The following is a 23,465-nucleotide window of genomic DNA, read 5'->3' as shown; positions in this document are numbered from 1 at the left end:
TGTATTTTTATCATTGTTAGTAATCTCAAATAATCCTTCAGCTGTATTATTTTTTTCAGGGATAAATTTATCCGCAATATCAATATATGGCCTTTTTAGGTCATAGTATGATGATTTTTTCCATAGTTATTTTGGTCCTTATTATATTCTATGGTTGGTTTTATATCTACGATACTAGCTGATATTAACATATTTTACATTTACGGGGCTTATTTGATTAATACTTTCTGAGTTTAGACATTGATATTGTATAAAGTGTTACTTGAATGGTAGTTTATATCATCGATATCACTTTAGATTTTGGTAGAGATAAATTCTTTAAAAAAGTATTAATAATGATGATGTTACATCCCTTAGTCAATGTTTAGTTCCTAATTTTGACTTATAGGCCTTAATACATGAATTTTTGTAGGCTTTTATAGATGCTGCAATCAAATCAGATTCAAGTTTATTTAATATCTCAGATCTAGTTACTTTATCCGTGTTTTCAATTTTATCGTTATTCATAATCATGATGGTATCACCTATATTATTTCTAAGGGCAACCAGTTCGTTTTTTGCTAATTTTTTTATGTAACTATATGTGTACAATCCCTTAGAAGTGATATAACTATTAATGAATTTATACTGATTTTTTGATTTTATATTATTTCCATCGCATGAGTTGCCAATCATTTCCAGAGATACTTTATCTACTAACCAACTTAATAGCGGATCATTAATTACTTTCGATATTGCAGCATCAAATGCTAATTTTACTTTTAGCAGCGATATATTGTCAACATACATGTCATGAAAGGGGGATAGATGTCCCCCTGCGAGTTTGGAGCAGGGAATCAACTTTATAGAATTTATAATTACATCTGGAATACTTGAAATATTTATGATTAACAATCTTGTTATGTCTTTAAGTAGGTTTAATTTTATATTTTTCCTAATTATCATCTTTTTCTGTGTTTCTGTTCCTAAACATATGTATTCTTGTATCAAATTTATCGGGCTATTGTCAGTAAAATTTTTAAGTCTTTCTACAGCGTTGCTACAAAATATACGCAATTTTTTGAAGAACTCTTCATTTGATATATATGAATTTTTTAAATCATTTAAAGTTATACCGTGGTGTAATACTATCTTAGTCTTTGTTTCTTTTTCTATCTCTGTCAAGAACGGATGAAAGGTTTCCAGAATATAACTTTTGGCACGGGTGTAAGTTTCATGAAGGCCAATCTCAATTTTCTTCTGTTTATAAAGATATTTCTTTACCAATGGTATGTGCTTTATTTTATCTATGAACGAGTTTTCGAAGTTTCCTTTATCAATATTAATCATTGATATTGCTAGTCTATATATATTTATGGACCTTATTAAGGCTGGGTTCCAACTTGATTTTTTTTGAACAAATGTTATAGGTTTTTCTAGTAATTTAGATTCTGTATTTGTGAAAGTGTGATATGTTATATCTTTTCTGCAGTTAATATCTGTGCTAGCAATTTCAATTGACGAATGGGGTTTTGATATGTTTTCGCTAGATACTTTGATCTTTTTATAAAATCTAGAAGGAATATTGTACATGTCGGACAACAAGTATCTAGATAGCGCTTCTGCTGTGTGTTTTTCAGGAAAAAATAACATTCCTTCGTGGAATATAACGTGTTTTTTTACTAAAATTGTTAATTCTACAAGAAAATTATTAATTGAGCTTAAGTTGTATTCAATGCTACCGATTGGTATTTTATTAGAATTAAAGAAAAGTTTTAATTCCCTTATAAGAGATTTTGATACAAATATGCCATGTGTTTTGTAAAATAAACCATTTATAATTTCACTTGGTTTTAAATTTTTAATTACATTAATAATGCTATTTACCAAATTAGATATTGTTTCTGTAATTAATAATTTTAATTCTTGTAAAAATTTATATTTCTTATGATTAATGTTCAATCTTTCGTCCGAATCAAAGATAACGTTGCTTTGAATCATGGATAATAAAATTTTTTCTGAAATTGCAGGTACTTCCTCCAACGCCTTATCACAACTTTTGGCTAATTTATCAAAAAATAATTTATTTGATAAACATCTAGACCTAATATCTGAGATAGACATTCCCAAAGTTATCGGTACATCTGCTGTCTTGATTATATCCTTAATGTGGAGCGATAATTTACATAGAATGTATTTTCTGACATTAGAATAAGTTAAAGAAAGATCTACAGATGACTTTGCAAATCCCTTCCTTTTAATATGGGCATCTAATTTTTCTAATATGCTGTTTCTAAACATTCTATTAATGTCTATATCAACTTTATTAATGGCATTTTCGTATATGCTTGAACTAAGTTTATCCAAAAATAAGTCACTTTTACTATACTTTATAAGATTAATTTTTGGGGAGGATACGCACTGTTCTAAATTGGTATACTCTATAACTAATTTACTAGGGTCGTAATTACTGTTAATTTCTGTTGATATTTTTGTTCTGCTAGTTGGGTCCAATTTTGATAATTGTAATTCCATTCCGTCATCAGTATATGGTATATGATTGGCCACACGGCTATAATTCAAATAGAAGTTTTCACTTAATCTTTGACGTTCTATAATATTTTGGGGAGTAAGCTTGAGTTTTCTATGAAACTTAACAGGTATGTTATACATATCTGTTAATATATAGATAGATAATTGCTCTATTGTAGATTCTCCCAGTGAAACTACCTTATTTTCATGGAATGCACACGACGCCTTCACTATATTCTTCAATTTTTCAAGTAAATGTTTAAGTAAACTTAAATTATCATCAAAGTCATAATTTGCTAAAACTTTATTATTGTAATCGAAAAAACAATTTATAGTTCTTATTGATGATTTTTGTATTAATACACCATGTGTCTTTAAAAACAATCCATCTACAATACCGTTTTGGTCAGATTTTTCAATTTCAGATATAATATTACTGGACAAACTAGACGTTGTATCTATGATTAATTTTTTTAATCCCGGTAGAAATTTGTTTTTCAATGGAAAGAAACTAACTTTATTGTTAGTAGAATTTGTACAATTATTAGAATCAAAGCTAATGCTATGCTGGAACACGTGAGATAATGAAGCGTAAGGGGTTGATCGTACATCTTCTGCGATTTTTTCACACTCACTACTCAATTTATCAAAGAAGTTCTTATTTGATAAGCAGCTATGTCTCAAGTCTGAAATAGACATTCCTGGGGTTATTGGTATGTCCGAAGTAGGGATAAGATCGCTAAGAACGGAATAAAGTTTCTCTAAAACATACTTTCTAACATTAGAGTAGGTTTGGGAAAGTTCAATAGATGATTTTGATTTTACTAAAGCCGTTCTTTTATTTTTGAGAAAATCTGTTCCCATTTTATCTAATACTGTGTTTTTAAATGCTTCATTACTATCAATGGTGATGTTTTTTATGGCATTTTTATATACACTTGCATTAAATTCTTTGCGATACAGAAAAATTCGACGATATGACTTTAATTTAATTTCTTTGGGTATTACGCAACTCTCTGTATTTTCAGAATGAGAATTGTGTTTTTTATTAGATAATTCTTCATTAGTAACAGGACTTTTTACAGCATTAAAGGTGCGTGCCGTATTATCATTATGACTACAAACTAAAATTCCTAAATCGCATTCACATAATTTATTTAATTTGAATACATCACAAGCTAATAATTCTTGACCGTAATTATTATTTTGGTTCAGGTCATTACTGTCATATAATTTTAAAAAATCATTAGATGAGCATAGGATTTTATGAGGTGGATGATCAGCATCTATACTCCTCACATTGCCCGCAATATTTTTTGTTTCATCAACTTCATTTACAGAAAAACTATCCCCTGAATGACATGGGTACATATATCGAAACCTAAATAAAAAATTTATGCTTAGCTGTACATTGTACAGCTATATCGATTAAAGTAAAAATAAATTTCTAAGACATTAAATTGGCTACATATTTTTATATTCTTAAATTAAAATAAGATCCATTAAATATAATACAGCTAGTTATTTTTAAATCTATAAGTAATTTTTATTTTGCAAGTAAATGATCTTTATATTGTGGCAATAATTTGATTTTAATCGACATTAAACTTACCTTTATGTTGTGCAAAGAATATTTTTGACTTTTAAATTAATAATAATTAAATATAAATTATCTTCGAAGATAGCACAATAATTAATATATTGTTCTTGGTTGATGTTAATACCATATCGATTAAAATTTTTACATTAGGATGGTATATGGCAATAGATAAATGTAACTGTTAGTTGCATTTAATAAATTAAATTTTTGTTTGCTCCTTATTCATAATAATCTCATCAATATAATGTGTTATTGATGGTAAATTTTAAAAAGTGTATCTTCTGGTAATCACATAAGTCAAAGTTTTTTGCATTACAAAAGCATTTATGTTCACAATATAAAGCGTAATAAATTTTGGCCTCAATATAGGGTAGGGGGTATCTCGTATATTGCTATAGTAAACTTGTGGTTTGCATCTAAATAATTATCATCTTGATATGTTCATAGTCATGGGTAATAATTTCTTTGAAAATATACTAAATTTTACCAAAATCAATGCAATAAATGATCTTGCTGACAGTAATATGATATATGCTGTTTGTTATAATTTTAAGTTACTACTCTTGATTCGTACGTTTTGAGACGCAAATCTCTACATAGCTTTATGGCTGCTGATATTAAGTCCGATTCGAGATTATCTAATATTTTAGATCTTATTTTTTGATCTGCGGTTTCAATTTTATTATGATTCATAATCATGATAGGATCATCTAATTTATCATTAAATGCATTCAGTTCTTCTCTTACCAACTTTCTTACTCTGCAAGCAATGTGGCTATCAGCGAGTTTAGACTGCTGTCTAGACTGCTTTGCATCATTATTTTTTCTACTAACTCTATCAGCCATGTCTAGTGACATTTTGTCTATTAACCAACTTAATAGGGGATCATCAGATACTTTTTTTTGAGTAAACTCGAACAATGATTTTGCTTTTAGTAGCCACGTATTATCAATATAAATTTCATGGAAGGGAGACATATATTCTCCTATGATTTTATTGCGAGGCAATAACTTGATCAAATTTGTAATTACTCCTGGGGCAGTTGATATATTTCTGATCAATATCTTTGCTACATCTTTGTGAAATTTAACTTTACCGCTCCGTCTGATTAATATTCTTCTAGGCATTTCTTTTTCCGTTTTTAAATATACAACATTTTGCACCAAGTTAATTAATGTGCTATCAGTACATTTTTTAATATGTTCGACCATTTTGCTACAAAACTTACGAAACTTATCAAAAAAATTATCATTTGATATGTACGAATACTCAAATTCATCTAGAGTCATACCATCGTATATTACTATTTTAGGCTTTGTTTCTTCTTCAACCTCATTCAAGAAATTGCAAAATAAATCCGTGATATATATTTTAACGCGATTATATGTTTCAGAAAGGTCGACATCAATTTTTCCTTTTTTATTAAAATGATTTTTAACTGAGGAAATGTGCTTGTTTTTATCTATGAAAGAGTTTTTAAATTCTCCTTCATCAATATCAATCATTGATATGGCTAATTTATATATATTTAAAGATGCTATAAAAGTTGGATTCCACTTAGAATTTATTTTATGATAACTTATTGATTCCTCAGTTGATAGTAATTTTGATCTTATGATTTTAGACGTATAAATCATGTTATTTATATGTGTTCCATCTAAATCAACACTACTTATTAATGTTCTAGGATTTGATATATTTTTACGAGATACTTTAAGTTTTTTATGAAATTTAGCAGGAATAGCGTACATATCAGCCAGTAAATACTTAGATAGCTTCTCCGATGTATGTTTATTTGGAAAAAACAATTTTCCTTCATGAAATATGGGTGATGTTTTTACCATATTTATTAAGCTTGCAAGTAAATCATTAAGTAAGTTTATATTATCTTTAAAGCTATTAGTTGGAAGCTTATTGGAATTAAAAAATAAATTTAAATTTCTTATTAATGATTTACTAATAAATATGCCGTGTATACTTGAAAATAAGTTTCTCACCATTTTATCTTGATTAAATTTATTTATTTCATTGACTATTTTATCTTGTAAGCTAAATATTGTTTTCATAATCAATAATTTTACCTCCGAGCAAAATTTATTTTTCTTGTGATTAATATTCAAACGTTCATGATGACCAAAATTAATGCAACTCTGAATAATATTTGAGAAATATAAATCTGGAATTATATTTATCTCTTCTACAATTTTTTCACATTTTTCACTTAGTTTTTCAAAAAAAATGATATTTGACATGCATTTATGCTTTATATCTGATATGGACATATGAGGAGTTATTATCACATCTGCATTAGTAATAATGTTATTAATGTGGGGTGATACTTTTCCTAAAATATATCTTCTAACATTTGAATAAGTTAATTCAATGCTCATAGATAACTTATCCAACCCCCTCCTATTAATATGATCGTACAGCTTTTCTGCTATTGTACGGCTAAAAAATTCGTCACTATCAATGTCAATTGTATGGATAGCATATTCATATATACTCGAAGTAAATTCTGCAGAATGTAAATTATGGTGATGATAGGGAACTAAATACAACTTTTTCAACACTGTACATCTCTTCAACTGTTTGGTGCCATTTATATCTGACGTTGTTGCAATGGGTTCGCAGTTGTAATCTTCTATTTTTATATCTACTGTCGTTGACGAGAAAGCATTTGCTACATCTACTGAAGCATTTTCAGTAGCTAGTTTAGTGTTTTTACCAAATCCATCATGTTCATTACGTATATCTGATAGTAGGTATTCGGATAATCGTCTTATCATTGTTTTACTTGGAAGAAATGTTTCTTTACGGAACAATATGCATGACGTTATTATTAAATTCTCTACCTCCTCAAGAAAATTGTTAAACAAGCGTGAGTTAGCGGATAATCTACTATTAGGAAGATTACTTTTATAAGATTCTGATAAGGATCCTAATTTTCTCATAAAAGATCTGGATATAAATACATCATGCATTTTAAAAAATAAACATTTTACAATTTCATCGTCATCAAATTTTTTAATTTCAAAAATAATGCTATTGGGCAAATTATATATTATTTCTGCAATTAGGTATTTCAATGCTGAGGTAAATTTATTTTGTTGAGTGTATATGATATTTCCATCATTAACTGCTGAGTTCAAGCAAGAACTTAAATTAAAATTAATATATTTTTGAAATAAATATGACAAAGAATTATCTGAAATGAGAAATATATTTTTTGCTATTTTTATGCAATTTTCATGTAGTTTTTCAAAGAATAGGTGATTTAATAAGCAACTAGATCTTAAATTTGAAATAGACATTCCTGGAGTTATTAATATATCTGAAGTAGTAGGATCATTAAGGAAAGGGCATACTCTATCCATAATATAATTGCGTATGTTCGAATAAGTTACAGAAAGATTAATGGATGATTTTGAAAATCCCCTGCTTTTAATAATGCCATCAAGTTCTTTTAAGACTATGTTTTTAAACAATCCACTGCTATCGATATTAATTTTATTAATAGCATGGATATATATACTCATGGTTATTTCTTCATAACAGAAATTACTCATACGACATGTTTCAAGATATAGTTCTTTTTTAATTGAATTTTCTCTTGGAGTTTTGGTATCTACATATTGCTTGTTTTGTGATAATTCATTTGTGATCTTTATCGATGACGGATGATTTCCTTCTTTGGCATATGTGCTTTGAGGATTATCTGTGTCCTTAGTCATTAGTGCCGTTGACGATGACTCAACTACCGTTGGTAGTTGTTTTTCGTAATCAAACGATTTATCGTAATATGAATAATTTCCGATTGAACAACTGCCAATATTTTGTTCGAAATTTATTCTTTTTGGTTCTGGTAGTGCTGTATGTGTTTCGTTTTCAATCAATGGACGTTTTGTTGAGCAAGACGTAGATAATTTAGTATTGTCATAATTAATAATTGCTGTTTCGAGGTTGGATTCACAAATTTTATTCAATTTAAATACATCAGGAAAGAGTAATTTTTCTTCCTTATATATATCATCTGGATTTAAATAATTATGAGCGGGAAAGTTTAAAAAATCATATAATGATGTATCTTTTTGTAAAGTATCTACAAAGGAACTAATATCCTGATTGTTACTGCATAAAACCCGGTTGGTATCCATAGATGACATGTCATTGATATTTTTATTTCCATCAGTATTGCTTACAGTATAACCATCTCTTGAATGACACGGATACATATACATAACCTAATAATCGAAAAAATAATTTCCTCTATCGAAGCCGTAAATTGTACACTTATCTTAATTGTAGTAAAAACAATTTTTTAAAAAACAGTTCTGATAACAGTGCTGCTTATAAGAATAGTTTATTTAACATATTGTATTTATTTAAAACTTATGTATTTACTTTCTGATTTTGGGATATATGTAAATAAGCATAGGATATGTTATCTACTTTTATTGATTTGTATGTTTTAAAGTATAAATTATTACAAACATATTTAATTAAATATCTATATTTAATGAGTAATTTTCAACTTTAACTTATATGCTTTGGTGCATAATTTTTTGTATAGTTTTACAGAAGATGTAATCAAATCTGATTCAAATTTATCTAATATTTTACATTTTATGTCTTGGTTTGCTATTTCGATTATATTGTGATGCATTATAATTATATTATCACCTATGGTATTTCTAAATACTATCATCTCCTCTTTCACCAATTTCCCTATATGACGGTATGTTGATATTTTTTTGCGAGCAACATTAGAATTAATAGATTTATTACTTCGTTTTGAGGGTGTTATACTTTTTTCTTCTTTAAATTTACAAATCATATCTGTGGATGTTTTGTCTATTAACCATCTTAGTAGTGGGTCATCAGTTATTTTCTTATGTGTAGAATCAAATAATAATTTTGCTTTTAGTAGAGATGAATTGTCAACGTATATATGATGAAAAGGAGATAGATGTTCCTTTACAAGTTTAGACCTGGGTAATAATTTTATTGCTCCTATAATTATTTCTGGAACGTTTGAAACATTTTTAATTATCATTTTTGCCATATATCTGTGAAACTTAATTTTACTGTTTTTTTTCATGATTATCTTTTGGGCTTTCCCTCCTTCTGTTTCTGGATGTATAAAGCACTGTATTAGATCAACTAATGTACTATCGACACAGTTTTTAACGTTATTTACAATTTTGCTGCAAAACTTTTGTAATTTTGTAAAGAATTCATTATTTGATGTATATGCTTGTTCTAACTCATCTAAAGTTATGCCATGATATATTTTTATTTTGTTTTTTGTTTCTTCTTCATTTTTTTTCAAAAAAGGGTACAATGCGTCCAAAATATAACTTTTAACCCGATCATATGTTGCGGAAAGATCAATATATACTTTTTCCTTTTTACTAATGTATTCTTCCACTAAGGGTACATCTTTAATTTCATCCATAAAATGTTTTTCAAAATCTTCTTTATCAATATTGATCATCGATATAGCAAGTTCATATATATTTAAAGATGTTATCGAATTAGGATTCCATTTTGAATTTTTTTTTGAATTGAGTGTTGTTTCTTCTAACAATTGGGAGCTTAAATTTGTAGAAAAATCAAGATTATTTTTGTAGCTACTACCTAAATTAATAATCTTAATATATTTATGGCATTCTTCTTTTTTAGTTAATTTTTCAGATTCTGGTATATTTTCATTTAGCAGTTTGAGATTTTTATGAAGTGTAGATGGAATATTATACATATCTGATATCAAATATCTAGATAGAATATTTGCAGAATGAGTGTCTGGGAAAAATAACTCCCCTTTGTGGAATATAAAAGATTTCTTTACTATATCTACCAATTTTCCAAGTAAAATACTAAGTAAATATAAATTTTCATTTAAATTATCGCTTAGGAGTTTGTGCGATCTACCAAATAAACTTAAATTTCTTACTAGTGACTTAGATATGCTTACGCCATGTACTTCTAAGAATAGACCATTAATTATTTCACTTTGGTTAAAATTATTAATTACTTGGGCGATATCATTGGGCAAATTAGATATTGTTTCTATAATTAACAACTTTAGTTCCGAGTAAAACTTATTTCTTCTCCGGGAAATATTTAAACGGCCATCAAATCCAAAATTGATATGGGTCTGAAGTATATTAGAGAAATGATCATCCCTGATAAAAACTATATCTTTTATAATTTTTTCACAGTTTTCACGTAATTTTTCGAAGAAAACTATATTTGATATACAATTGTGCTTAATATCTGATATTGACATGCCAAAATTTATTAATATATCCGAATTAGCTATAATCTCCCTAATATAAGGAGAAACTTTATCTGAAATATATTTGCGAATGTTAGAATAAGTCGATGAAATGTCTAGGGATGACTTAACAAATCCCTTCTTAACAATATAACCTTCTAGTTTTTCTATCACTGTTTTTTTAAATAATTCGTCGCTATCAATGTTAATTTTTTTAACGGCATCTTCGTATATACATGAGCTAAGTTCTCTTTGGAGAAATTTATTTCGTCGATACAGTCCTATTTTTAATTCTTGGGGTGTTATATATTTTTCTGGCTGATTAATATTTTTTGTTACTGATGCTGTTGAAATTTGTTCAAGTTCATGGGGGCTCCCTATTACTTTATCTACTGGGGTTGATATCACGGTAGCTGTCATATTTTCTAAGTATAATTTTGTTGGTTGCAGTTCTTTTTTCTCAGAGACATCATTTGGTCTACCAGTCGGGTAATCATTTATCAAATTAATGTTATCACTTAATTCTTTATCCTTAGTGGATAATTTAAGTTTTTTATGAAATTTAGCAGGCACGCCATACATATCTGATAACAAGTACTTAGATAGTTTTTCTACTATGGATTCATTTGGTAAAATTATTCTTTCGTGAAATATGCATGATGTTTTGATTAAATTTACTATTTCTTCAAATAAACTATTTAATAAATTTAAATCATCGTTATTCTTGCCATTTATAAATTTAATTTTATTAGAATTGAAGGATGAGCTTAGACTCCTTATTAAGGATTTGGATAAAAATACACCATGCAAATCTAAAAATAATCCATTTTTAACTTCATTTTCATCAAATTTTTCAATTTTTCCAATAATGCTATTGGGCAAATTGGATATCGTATCTATGATCAATTCTTTCAATTTCGGCAAAAATTTATGTTTCTTCGGAAGAAGCTTAACATTACTATAATTAGAATTTGAGTAATCCATTGAACTGAAATTAATATAACTTTGAAATATATGTGATAAATAATCATCAGAAGTTACACGTATATCATTTACAATTTTTTCGCAACCATCACGAAGTTTTACAAAAAAAATGTCATTTGATATACAAGCAGATCTTAAATCTGAAAAAGACATGTTTTCGGTTATCAATATATCTGTAAAAGGTATAATCTCATTAAGGTAAGGAGAAAATTTTTCTACAATGTATTTTCTTACATTTGAATAGGTTACAGAAAGGTCAATAGATGAAGTTATAACAGCTCTATTTTTTAGAGAATTACCAATTTCTTCTAATACGCTGTTTCTAAATAATTTATTATCATCAATATCAATTTTTTTAATGGCATCTTTATATATACTTGCATTGAATTCCTTATAAGATAAATTATTTCTACGATATAATCTTAGTTTTAGTTCTTTTTTTACCACAGATTGTTTTGGTTGCTCACAGTTAGTATTTTTATTATCAGTTGTGTAGAATTGTGAAAATTGTTCAATGTTTTTTGTAATGGGAGCCGTTGTAATTTGTTCAGCAAATGCTAGATGCGATGTATCATAAGTATCACAAAATTCTTTATCCCCAATATCATGAAAACTATTTTCTTCTTGGATTGGTTGTGCTAAATGAGGGGCATATTCGTTAAATTCACAGCTAACATCATAAGATGTAGATGGTTGTTCATGGTAGTTAAAGAGAGGTAGTTTTTCTTCATAATCACTATTTTGAGGTAAGCTATCATTAGTGGAGATGTTTAAAAAATCACAGGATGATCTATCCTTTGCTAAAATACTAAGATAATAATTATCATTTGCTAAAATACTGAGGTAATAATCCAAATCTTGGTCATTGTTTGGTAATATATTTATTTGTGGTATTTGATCAGCTGTACTATTGTTAATATCACCTGTGGTATTGTTAGTTTCGTCGACGTTGCTTGCGGTAAAATTGCTATCGAAATTATACGGGTACATGTAGCAAGACCTAAATTATAAAAATAAACTACACTGCCTGAATTGTACACCTGTCCTAATAAATATATCATAAAGTAATAATTAAATTAACTATTATTAATTTGGTATAATTAAAGTTTAAAAAATTGATATCAAAGGATATTATACTTATATCAAATTGTTAATTATCATTTACTTACTAGATTATATATCTCATACTATTCTGAGGTAGTAACAATTTTAATCAACTTCCTTACTATTTGGGGGTAGTTTATATATTTATATAAAGACATAAAATTTAAATTTCACATTTTTAGTTTTGTGAATTCGTTATCAATATTAAATAAATATATTGATGTATTTAGAGTTTGTTAATATGGTATATCGTGTGCTCTACAATATTTTCTGAGGGTTTTCATTAAATCTAAAATGAACACCATACATATCTGAGAGTAAATATTTAGATATTGTTTTAGCCTCGTAGATGTCTGGAAAAACTAATTTTCCTTCGTGGAATATAAGTGATGTTTTTACTAAATTTAGTATTTTTATAAGTAATTTGTCGAATAAATCAAAATTACCCTTACTTTGAATTTTGTTAGAGTCAAACATCAATTTTATATTCCTTACTAAGGATTTTGATAAGAATGCGCCATGTATCTTTGAGAATAAACCTCTTATAATCTCACCTTCTTTAACATTTTTAATTTCATTGATAATATTATCAGGCAAATTAGATATTGTTTCCATGACCAAAGATTTTACTTCTGAGTAAAATTTGTTCTTCTTGCGACGAATGCTTATGCGCCCAGAGGAGCCAAAATTAATGTGAGTGGGAATTATATTTGAGAAAGTAGTTTCTGGAATTAAATGAGCATCTCTTACTAGTTTTTCACATATTTCACGCAACCTTTCAAAAAAAAAGTTATTGGATATGCATTTAAGTTTCATGTCGTGGATAGACATATCAGGAGTTATTAAAATGTCTGTGGTAGTTATAATATCGTTAATATATGGTGATACTTTATTTAGGACATACTTGCGAATATTTGAATGAGCTAATGAAACATCTATTGATGATTTTATAAATCCTTTACCTATTATGTCACCATTAAGTTCTTTTAATACACTATTCTTAAATGTTTCTTCATCATCAATACATATTACTTCAATGACTTTTTCATATATACTCACAGTATTTTTGGTAGAAAATAAGTTGATTTTATGGTAGGCTGAAAGATTGAATCTTCTTGAAATCACTCCTCCTTCTAGTTGACTAGAATTTTTTATGGGTGATTTTTCTACTATCTTACTATGTTTGTATTTATCGCTAATTTCTATCTCTTTATCCGCTATATTTGATGTTACAGGATCTGATTTTTTTATATTGCTTAATTCTGAAAGTTGATATTTTTCTTTTACATAAATATTAGTTTCTGAGCTTTTATTGTAATTATTATCATTTGAGACTTGACGCTCATCTGCTTTTTCATTAAATAAACTAAGTTTATTATGAAATCTAGAAGATACACCATATATGTCTGATAATAGATATTTAGATAATTTTTCAAGTGTAGGTTTGTCTGGAAAAAATACCACTTCATCGAAAATATATGATGTTTTTACTAATTCTCCTATTTTTTTTAGTAGGTCGTTAAATAAATCTAAGTCATCATCAGATCCACCATTTATAAATTTGTTTTTATTGGAATTAAAAAGTAATTCAAGATTTCTTATCAATGATTTGGATATCAATATACCATGCATTTTTAAAAAAAAACTATTCAAAATATTATTTCTATCAAATTTTTTAATTTCACTAACAATACTGTCTGGTAAATTAAATATTGTATTCATAACCAAAATCTTTAATTCAGGTAGGAATTTTTTTTTCAATGGGGAGAAATTAATCTTTTCGCAAGTGGAGTTTGTACTGTCATTAGAGTAAAAACTAATACTATATTGAAATACATGCGACAAAGAATCATAGGTGCTCATACGTACATCTTCTGCAATTTTTCTACAGTTTTTACTTAATTTCTCAAAGAAAATTTTATTTGATAGGCAATTATGCCTCAATTCTGAAACAGACATGCCAGGTGTTATTGGTACATCTAGGGTGAGAATAATATCGTCAAGAAAAGGATAGAGTTTCTTTAAAATATATTTTCGCACATTAGAATAAGTTCGGGAAAGGTCAATAGATAATTTTGATTTTACTAAATATTTTATTTTATTTTTAAGATAATTCGTCCTTATCTTCTCTAATACAGCCTTATTAAACAAATTATCAGCATCAACTACAATGCTTTTAATGGCATCCTTATATATGGTTGTGGTAAATTCGCTACGCGATAGGTAATTTCGACGATACGATTTTAATTTCAGTTCTTTTTTTACTGCATAGCAAGGTAGTTCGTGTTTAATGTGTATATTTTTTACATCAATAGATGTAGGTGCTCTATAGGAATCAAGACCTTTAGTCTTGGTCGTTAGATTAGTACACATATGTACCTCAGGTGACTGCGCTGATTGTTCAATGTTTTTTATTATTGTCATTCGTTCATTAAATGTTGAATATGATGTACCTTCCTCTTCATTGTTATCAATGATAAGGTTAATACCTATCCTTTTTATATTTATTGATGGTGTTTCATCATCATTAAATGGTCTCTTCAATGAACAAGACTCATGTGGTTTCTCAGGGTAACAATTATTAATATCTACCTTTAAATTACTTTCTTCTAATTTATCTAATTTGAATATATCAGGAAGCAACAATTCTTCCGTATAATTATAGTTTTGATGTAACTCTAAAAGATCTTTGCATGAGTAGCAATTTTGGTAATTTGTAATATCTTTTTTTTCATCAACATCACCTACAGTAAAATTATCTCCTGTGTGATACGGATGCATATATTGTGACCTAAATGACAAAAAAACAAATCAACACCAGCAAGTTTAGTGGCAATTGTACATCCATATCAATTAAAGTGAAAATAAATTTTTCAAAACCTATTGTACTGACGGCATAAATTTTACTTAAATATCATAAATCCAAGCATTTGTTTTCTATTTTTGACTTGTAGGCGTCAAGACATAGCTTTCTATATATATTTATGGATACTGAGATTAAGCTCAATTCAACCATACATAATATCCTACGTCTAGTTTTTGGATCAGCTGTCTTAATTTCATCATTATCCATAATAAGGATAGGAGCACTAATATCGTCCTTACGTGCAGTCATAAGATCCCTTGCTATTTTTTTTATGTACTTATATGCAGATAGCTTTATGCAGGCAATATGACCATTGATGAGTTTATACTGCTGCTTTGATACTTTCGTTCTATCTCCAGTGCTAAATTTATCAATCATATCAGTAGATACCTTGTCTACTAGCCAGCTTAATAGTGGATCATCAATTATTTTATCATGAGCACAATCAAATATCGACTTTACTTTTAGTAACCAAATATTGTCTATATACATTTCATAAAAGGGGGATAGGTGCTCTCTAGCAAGAGTAGATTTTGGCAATAATTTAATGGCACTCACAATCATTTCCGGGAGATTAGAAATATTTTTGATTAATATTCGTGCTATGTCCTCATGAAACTTTATTGCCATGCTTTTATTTATTACCAGTCTCTTTGGTCTTCTAGACTCTGAAAGTATAAAGCATCTCATAAGATCAATTAATGTAGTATCAGTAATACCTTCAATACTCTCGGTTAGGCTAGCACAAAATTCACGTAACTTACTAAAGAATTCTTCGTTTGATACGTAGTTATCTTCTAGTTCACGTATACTCATGCCCTGATACAATTTTATTTTCAATCTTGTTCCTTCTCCTATTCCCTTCAAGAAATGGTAAAATTTTTCCAAAATATAACTTTTTATACGATCAAACGTTACAGAAAGATCAATGTTGACTTTTCCCTTTTTTTCAAGATATTTTTTAACCAATGGTGAATGTTTAATTTTATCTATGAAAGAATGATTAAAATTTCCTATATCAATTTTAATCATTGATATAGCTAATTCGTATATATTTAAAGATGTTATGAGAGTTGGGTCCCATTTTAATTTTTCGTTTGAAAGATCTGTTTCTTTTTCAATGGATTGTGCCCCCATAGTTTGGGGTAAAACCATTGGTGCCACATTATTTTTATAACTAGGATTAACATTAACAATGTTAATGGACTCCTTAAATTCTTCTTCACCTTCACTGTTTTCAGTTTTATCAGATATTTTAATCTTTTTTCTAAGTTTGGCGGTAATAGCATACACATCTGACAACAAATACCTAGATATTATTTCTGTCGTATACTTGTCTGGAAAGAATAGTTTTCCTTGATGAAGTACGGGGTATTCATCAACTTTTTCTACCAATCTTATGAGCAAATTATTAAAAAAATCTACATCATATTTAAAGCTTTCTTCTACTTTGTTAAAATCAAAGAATGACTTCAGGGTCCTTATTAAATGCCGGGAGACAAATATACCATGAACATCTAAGAACAAACCTTTTACAACTTCAGTTTGTTTGAAATTTTTTATTACGTGAATAATGCTATTTGGTAAATTAGATACTGTCTCTGCTATCAATGTCCTTAATTCAGATAAAATTTTGTTTATCCTAACAAAGTGAGATATGTTTATTCGTCCGTCAGAACCAAAGCTTATATTAGACTGAATTATTTTTAACAAAACATCGTCCGTAATCATTCTTGTATCTTTTTCAATTTTTTCACAGCCTTCACGCAATTTTTCAAAAAAAACTTCATTTGAAGTGCAATTAAATCTCATATCAGATATAGACATTCCAACAGTTATTAATACATCCATGTTTTTTAAAATGTCGTTAATATAAGGAGATACTTTATCTAAAACATACTTGCGAACATTTGAATAAGTTAATGAAATATCCATAGATGACTTTACAAACCATCTCTTTGTAATATAGCTATCCAGCTCATTTAATAAAATGTTCTTAAATGATCCCTTGTCATCAACATCAATCTTTTTAATGGCATCTTCATATATATTTGCAGTAAATTCTCTAAAAATAAATCTATTACGATGGTATACTCTAGGTCTTAATTCTTTTAAAGTTATGAATCTTTCTAACTGAATGCTGTTTTTTGCGGCTAGAGTTGATTCGGTTTGTTTGGCCTCATTTTCAAATTCATTTTCCGGAAAATCATCAGACTCTTCTACATTTTCATCACAAGCCTTAAGTCTATGGTGAAATTTGCTAGATATACCATACATATCAGAGAGTAGATATTTAGATAATAGCTTTACTATAGATTCATTAGGTGAAATGACTTTTTCGTGAAATATACATGATTCTTTTACTAACCTTTCTAATTTTCCAAGCGATACATTAAATAAATTTAAATTATCATCAAAATCATTACTTATCGGTTTATTTTTATTGGATTTGAAAAAATAATTTATGTTTCTCACTAATGATTTTGAAATGAATATGCCATGCACGTTCAAAAAGATACTGTCCACAATATCATTTTGACTGAATTTTTCAATTTCACTAATAATGCTGTTGGGTAAATTAGATATTGTATCGATAATTAACTCTTTTAATTTCGGAATAAAGATACTCTTGTTTGGGATAAACAAAACATCCTTATGCATTCCGCTCAAGTCATTAGTTGCTTCAAATCTAATAGAAGACTGGAATATATGTTCCAGATTATCATTATAAGTGCAAATAATATTTGTAACAATTTTCTCGCAGTTTTCACGTAATTTTTCAAAAAAAACATCATTCGATATGCAAGCTGATCTTAAATCTGAAACAGACATTTCAGCACTAATCAATATATCTGCAGTAGGCATTATCTCATCAATGAAAGGCGAAAGTTTTTCCAGGATATACTTTCTAAGATTTGAATAAGTTTTGGAAATATCAACTGACGATTTTACGATAGTCTTTCTTTTAAAGTTATTTTCTGTTTTTTCCAACACAAAATTAATAAATGATTTATTACTATCAACAATAATCTTTTTAATAGCATCTCTATATATATTTGCGTTGGTTTCTTTATAAGACAAATTATTCCTATGGTACGATTTTAATTTTAGTTCTTTTCTTACTACGTGTATTCCTGACATTTCATATACATTGTGTTTTCTTTCGGTAAACATTACAGATGACGAATCAGAATATTTTCCATTATCTGTGTCTTGAATATCTTCTGTTTTAGGGATTAATTCTGTTGAAGATGCTTCATATTCAGCTAGTGGAAGTTTTTTGGCACTAGACTGATGAGCATTACAGCTATCAGTAGCGCTTACCAGTTCAGATTTACTTAACTTAGTGTTTTCAAAGGTGTCGCTAAAAACATCAGGTACTAATAATCTTTCTATACAACTATCATCTTGGCATAAATTATCATTAGTAGGAAGTTTTAAAAAATCATGTAAAGATCCAGATTCTGGAAAAAAACCTACGTAATTATACGATTCTTGATCTTTATTCTCACATTGATTTATGCAAGATACTTTACTAACACTGCTATCACTTGCAATATCTTTAATTTCATCGGCATTAGTTACATCAAAATCATTTGTTGAGCGGCATGGATACATTCAAAGAACCTAAGAAGTAAAAAAACAAAAGACAAAAGAATACCTACAGCTGGAGTAAGGATTGTACACCCATATCAATTATAGTAAAAATAATTTTTTTAAAATTACTGTATTTAATTTTGACTTATATGTTTTAATGCACAGCTCTCTGTATGATTTTATAGATATTCCAATTAGATCTGATTCAATTTTATCGAATATTTCAGATATCATTCTTTGATTTGCGGCCTCGATTTTGTCATTATGCATAATCATGATAGGATCATTAAGAGTCTTGTCTTTAATAATTGGCAATTCATCTCTTACTAATTTTCTTATATAGTTATACGTGGATAATTCTCCACAAACAGTATAGCTATTAATAATCTTATACAGGTAGAGTGATATGCAGGCATTCTTTCCATCTCCAAATTTATCAATAATATTCAGAGAAATTCTATCAACTAGTCCAGCTAATACCGGATCGCAAATTATTTTTTTTTGAGTAAAATCAAAGGCCGATTTTAATTTTAATAATGATGAATTGTCAATATATATACCGTGAAAAGGAGATAAATATTCCTCCACAATTTTAGGGCGTGGTAATGATTTGATGGAACTTATAATTACTTCGGGTACTATCGAAATATTTCTAGTTAAAAGTTTTACCATATCTTTATGAAACGCAACTCTTCTTCTTTTTTTTAGCACTATTTTTTTTTTGAATCCGTCATTTAAACGTAAAACGCACTGCATTAAGTCAATTATTCTGTTAGTGGCGCAGTTTTCTATGTTCTTAGTGACTTTATTACAAAACTCACGTAACTTACTAAAGAATTTCTCATTTGATATATATGAATACTGCAATTCATCTAGAGTTATACTGGGATATATATTTATTTTTATTTTTGTTTCTTCTTCAATTTTTTTTAAGAAAGGGTAAAAAGTTTCCAAAATATAATTTTTAACACGAGCATATGTTATTGAGAAATCAATATTAATTTCTCCTTTTTTACTAAGATGCTCTTTTATCAAAAATGTATGTCTAACTTTATCTATGAAAGAACTTTCAAAATCTCCTTTGTCAATTTTTATCATTGATAAAGCTAGTTCATATATATTTAAAGATGTTATAAGGGCTGGTTCCCACTTCGATTTTTTTTGAGGTGCGAGGATAGATTTTTTTAGCAATTTTGATTCTATATTCATGTGTTCATTAACCATATTGTCTTTTTCTAAATTAATACTATCAATGAACTCATGAGTTTTTTCGCTGCTTTCAGGGGATATTTTAAGTTTCTTGTGAAACTTGGCAGGAATGCCGTACATGTCCGACAATAGATACCTGGATAATGTTTCTGCTGTAGGTTCATCTGGAAAAAAAATATTTCCTTCATGGAATATAAACGATGTTTTTACTTGGTTATATACTTTTATAAATAAATTTTTGAGTAAATCTAAACTAAGTCTGTCATTTGAAATTTTACTATAATTGAAAAATAAATTTAAATTTCTCATTAGGTTTTTTGATATAGATACACCATGAATACATGAAAAGGTGCCTTTAACAATTTCATGAGGCTTAAATTTTTTAATCTCATTAATAATGTTGCTGGGTAAATTATTTATTGTATCAATAATTAACAATTTTATTTTTGAGCAAAATTTGTTTTTTTTGTGACGAATGTTAAAGCGTCCATCTGAACCAAAAGAAACATGACTTTGAATTATGTTTGAGAAAGTATTGTCTGGAATTAATTTTATTTCATCCGCAATTTTTATGCAATTATAGCTTAATTCTTTAAAAAAAATCTCATTAGATATACAGCTATACTTAATGTCTGATACAGACATATTAGTATTTATTATAACATCCGAAGTAGTTATAATATAAGAAATGTAAGGAGAAATTTTATCTAAAATATATTTAATAATATTTGAATAAGTTAATGAAAGGTTGATAGATGATTTCATAAATCCTTTGCCTACAATAGAACTTTTTATTTCTTCTAATACAACATCTTTAAACAAAGCATTACTATCAACGTCAATTTTTTTGATGGCATCTTCGTATATATTTGAAGTAAACTCTGCAGAGTTCAAGTTGCTTCGATTGTAAGGTCTCAGATTAAACCTTATTGATTTTGTATGCTCTTCTAACTTTGTTTCATCTTTTTTGAGCAATTTTATTTCATCCTGATCACTATTGTATCCAATATCTATTTTGGTGTTAATGACGTTATAAACTATAGTATCAACTTCAGATAGACCAAACTTTTCTTCGACAGTATTAATAGGTGAAACATGCTTTTTATGTTCTGGCTCGAAACTAACATCATCCTGAGATTCTGGTATATCTACGGTAGTTAGTTTAAGTTTTTTATGAAATGAGGCAGAAATACCGTACATATCTGACAGGAGATATTTAGAAATCCATTCTACCATGGGCTCATTCGGTAATAACACTTCTTCATGGAAGATACAGAACGTTCTTACCAAATTTCCTATTCTCCCAAGCAACTTATTTAATAAATTTAAATTATTATCACCATCAACATTTAATACAAATTCATCCTTGCTAGAATTAAAAAAAGATACTAAATTTCTTATTAATGATTTTGATATAAATACACCATGAGAGTCTAAGAACAGACTGTTAATTATCTCACTTGGATCAAATTTTTTAATTTCAGATATAATACGATTAGGTAAATCAGATATTGTCCCTATAATCAGGTCTCTTAATATTGGTAGAAACTTATTTTTCTGCGAACTAATTCTTCCTTTCTTATTATCGGAACAGAAATTTATATAACTCTGGAATAAACGTGACAAAGAACTATTAGAAATTTCACGTTCATTTTTTAATATTTTTTCACAATTTTCACGCAATTTATCAAAAAATACATCATTTGTTGTACAACTAAACATTAAGTCTGAAATAGACATTCCAGGTGTTATTAATATATCCGAAGTATGAATGATATCATTAATGCATGGAGAAAATATTTCTAAAATATACCTGCGTACATTTGAATAAGTTGCAGAAAGATCAATGCGTAACTTCATAGGATCTCTGTTTTTAATGGTATTCCTTACTTCCTCTAATACAATATCATTAAGCAACCCTTTACTATCAATATCAATTTTTTTCATAGCATCTTTATATATGCTTGCATTGAACTCTGCATGACACATATTATTTCGATGATATGACCTCAATCTTAGTTCTTTTGGGGTTACATATCCTTCTAACTTTTTACAATTTTTAAGTTGTTTGTTAGTTGAGTACTGTAGTGATGATTGTTTGATATTTCCAATGATATCTATTGTTGGTTCGGTAACTGTTACAAGTGGTATTCTTTTTTTGTTTGATAATTCCAACTCAGGTTCATATTTAACAAAGGGACGTTTTAGTGCGCTAGGAGTAGTAAGTTGTTCACTGCCTGAACAAATAGTTGTTTCTAATATGTTAGATCCACATACCTCATTTAATTCAAACACACTAAGGGGCACTAACTTTTCTTCACAATTATTATCTTGGTATAATTTTTCATGGGTGGAAACAGTGTCAAAATCCAAACGATCATAGCAAGACCCACCTTCAGGTAAAACACTAGCATAATAATCTAAATCTTTATTCTTACTTTCGCACGAGTACTTACATGGGACTTGGTCACTACCGTCAGTGCCATGAGCAGTATTAGTTGAAATATTTTCTGCTTTGCTAACATCGCTTACATTGAGATTATTGCTTGAACAATATGGATACATATATGTAAAAACCTAAACAAACTAAAATAACCCAGTTCTTCATGACAGGTGTAGATTGTACACTTATCTTAATTTTAGTAAAAATAATTTTTCAAAATCATCATTTATGTTTTTAAACTTTTATTTAAGTACCATAAGTGTGATTATTAGGAATTTTTATTTCCTATTTTGATTTATATGCCCTATACGGCCCTATACGTAAATTTATGTGCGCTGCATTTACAATGGGTTGATAGAGTTACACATAGTATCTCTAAAATTTTATTTTTTATCTGCAGTTTCAATCTTATTATGAATAATATTCATTGTATGATCACTTATGTTGCATGATTGCATTGTCTTTTCCTTGCTAATTAATATTAAGTATGTGTATAATCTACCACGGGTGGTGTAGTTAGAATGTATGTATTTATGTTTTCTTTTGCATTAGAAATTTTATTGAGCACAGTTGCCTTATGTAATTTTACTATTTTCAGTGAATTTACGTAAAAGGTTGTTTTTGGTGTTAGCACGTAGTGCATAGGTAACTTATAAAAAATACATTTTATTCTTATGCAATGACTTGTTGTTAGTGTTGCTATTTTGGCCCTGTATTTTTATTAATGCTTGTAGTACCGTATTTATTGTTATGTGTTTTGTGGTGGCTAAGTATGTAATGCTATTTTTTGCTCATGATCTGCTTTAATTATATTTTTTTAGTTGGTATTTTAAGGCATAAAATATGGGATGATTGTTTATCATCGCAGTT

6 protein-coding genes are annotated in these 23,465 nt (G+C 28.0%); all 6 read right to left on the bottom strand.

All coding sequences use genetic code 11. The features are described from left to right. Nucleotides 1–357: 357 nt before the first annotated feature. The 6 genes from Arg41_RS07070 to Arg41_RS07045 all read right to left on the bottom strand — a co-directional run bounded on the left by Arg41_RS07070 (nt 358) and on the right by Arg41_RS07045 (nt 22,717). The gene (locus Arg41_RS07070; RefSeq protein ID WP_092343755.1) at nt 358–3,882 is read right to left on the bottom strand and encodes a hypothetical protein; all 3,525 of its coding nucleotides are present in this window, start codon (nt 3,880–3,882) and stop codon (nt 358–360) included. A gap of 778 nt (nt 3,883–4,660) precedes the next feature. After that, nucleotides 4,661–8,347, bottom strand: coding sequence for a hypothetical protein (locus tag Arg41_RS07065; RefSeq protein ID WP_092343636.1), 3,687 nt, complete (start codon nt 8,345–8,347; stop codon nt 4,661–4,663). A 281-nt stretch (nt 8,348–8,628) separates the two neighbouring features. Beyond that, nucleotides 8,629–12,366: a hypothetical protein gene (locus tag Arg41_RS07060; protein WP_092490659.1), complete on the bottom strand. Its 3,738-nt coding sequence runs from the start codon at nt 12,364–12,366 to the stop codon at nt 8,629–8,631. A 372-nt stretch (nt 12,367–12,738) separates the two neighbouring features. Continuing rightward, the gene (locus Arg41_RS07055; RefSeq protein WP_092343634.1) at nt 12,739–15,261 is read right to left on the bottom strand and encodes a hypothetical protein; all 2,523 of its coding nucleotides are present in this window, start codon (nt 15,259–15,261) and stop codon (nt 12,739–12,741) included. Nucleotides 15,262–15,394: 133 nt separating this feature from the next. Then, nucleotides 15,395–18,964, bottom strand: a complete 3,570-nt coding sequence (locus Arg41_RS07050; RefSeq protein ID WP_092343633.1) for a hypothetical protein — start codon at nt 18,962–18,964, stop codon at nt 15,395–15,397. Nucleotides 18,965–19,042: 78 nt separating this feature from the next. Beyond that, complete coding sequence (locus Arg41_RS07045; protein WP_092343632.1) at nt 19,043–22,717, bottom strand: hypothetical protein; 3,675 nt, start codon at nt 22,715–22,717, stop codon at nt 19,043–19,045. Between the last annotated feature and the right edge of the window lie 748 nt (nt 22,718–23,465).

It is taken from the genome of Candidatus Ichthyocystis hellenicum (genome assembly GCF_001460935.1).
In the GTDB taxonomy this organism is placed as follows: domain Bacteria; phylum Pseudomonadota; class Gammaproteobacteria; order Burkholderiales; family 2013Ark19i; genus Ichthyocystis; species Ichthyocystis hellenicum.
Note: the sequence above shows the minus strand (reverse complement) of the source record. Positions and strands in the feature narration are given on the sequence as shown.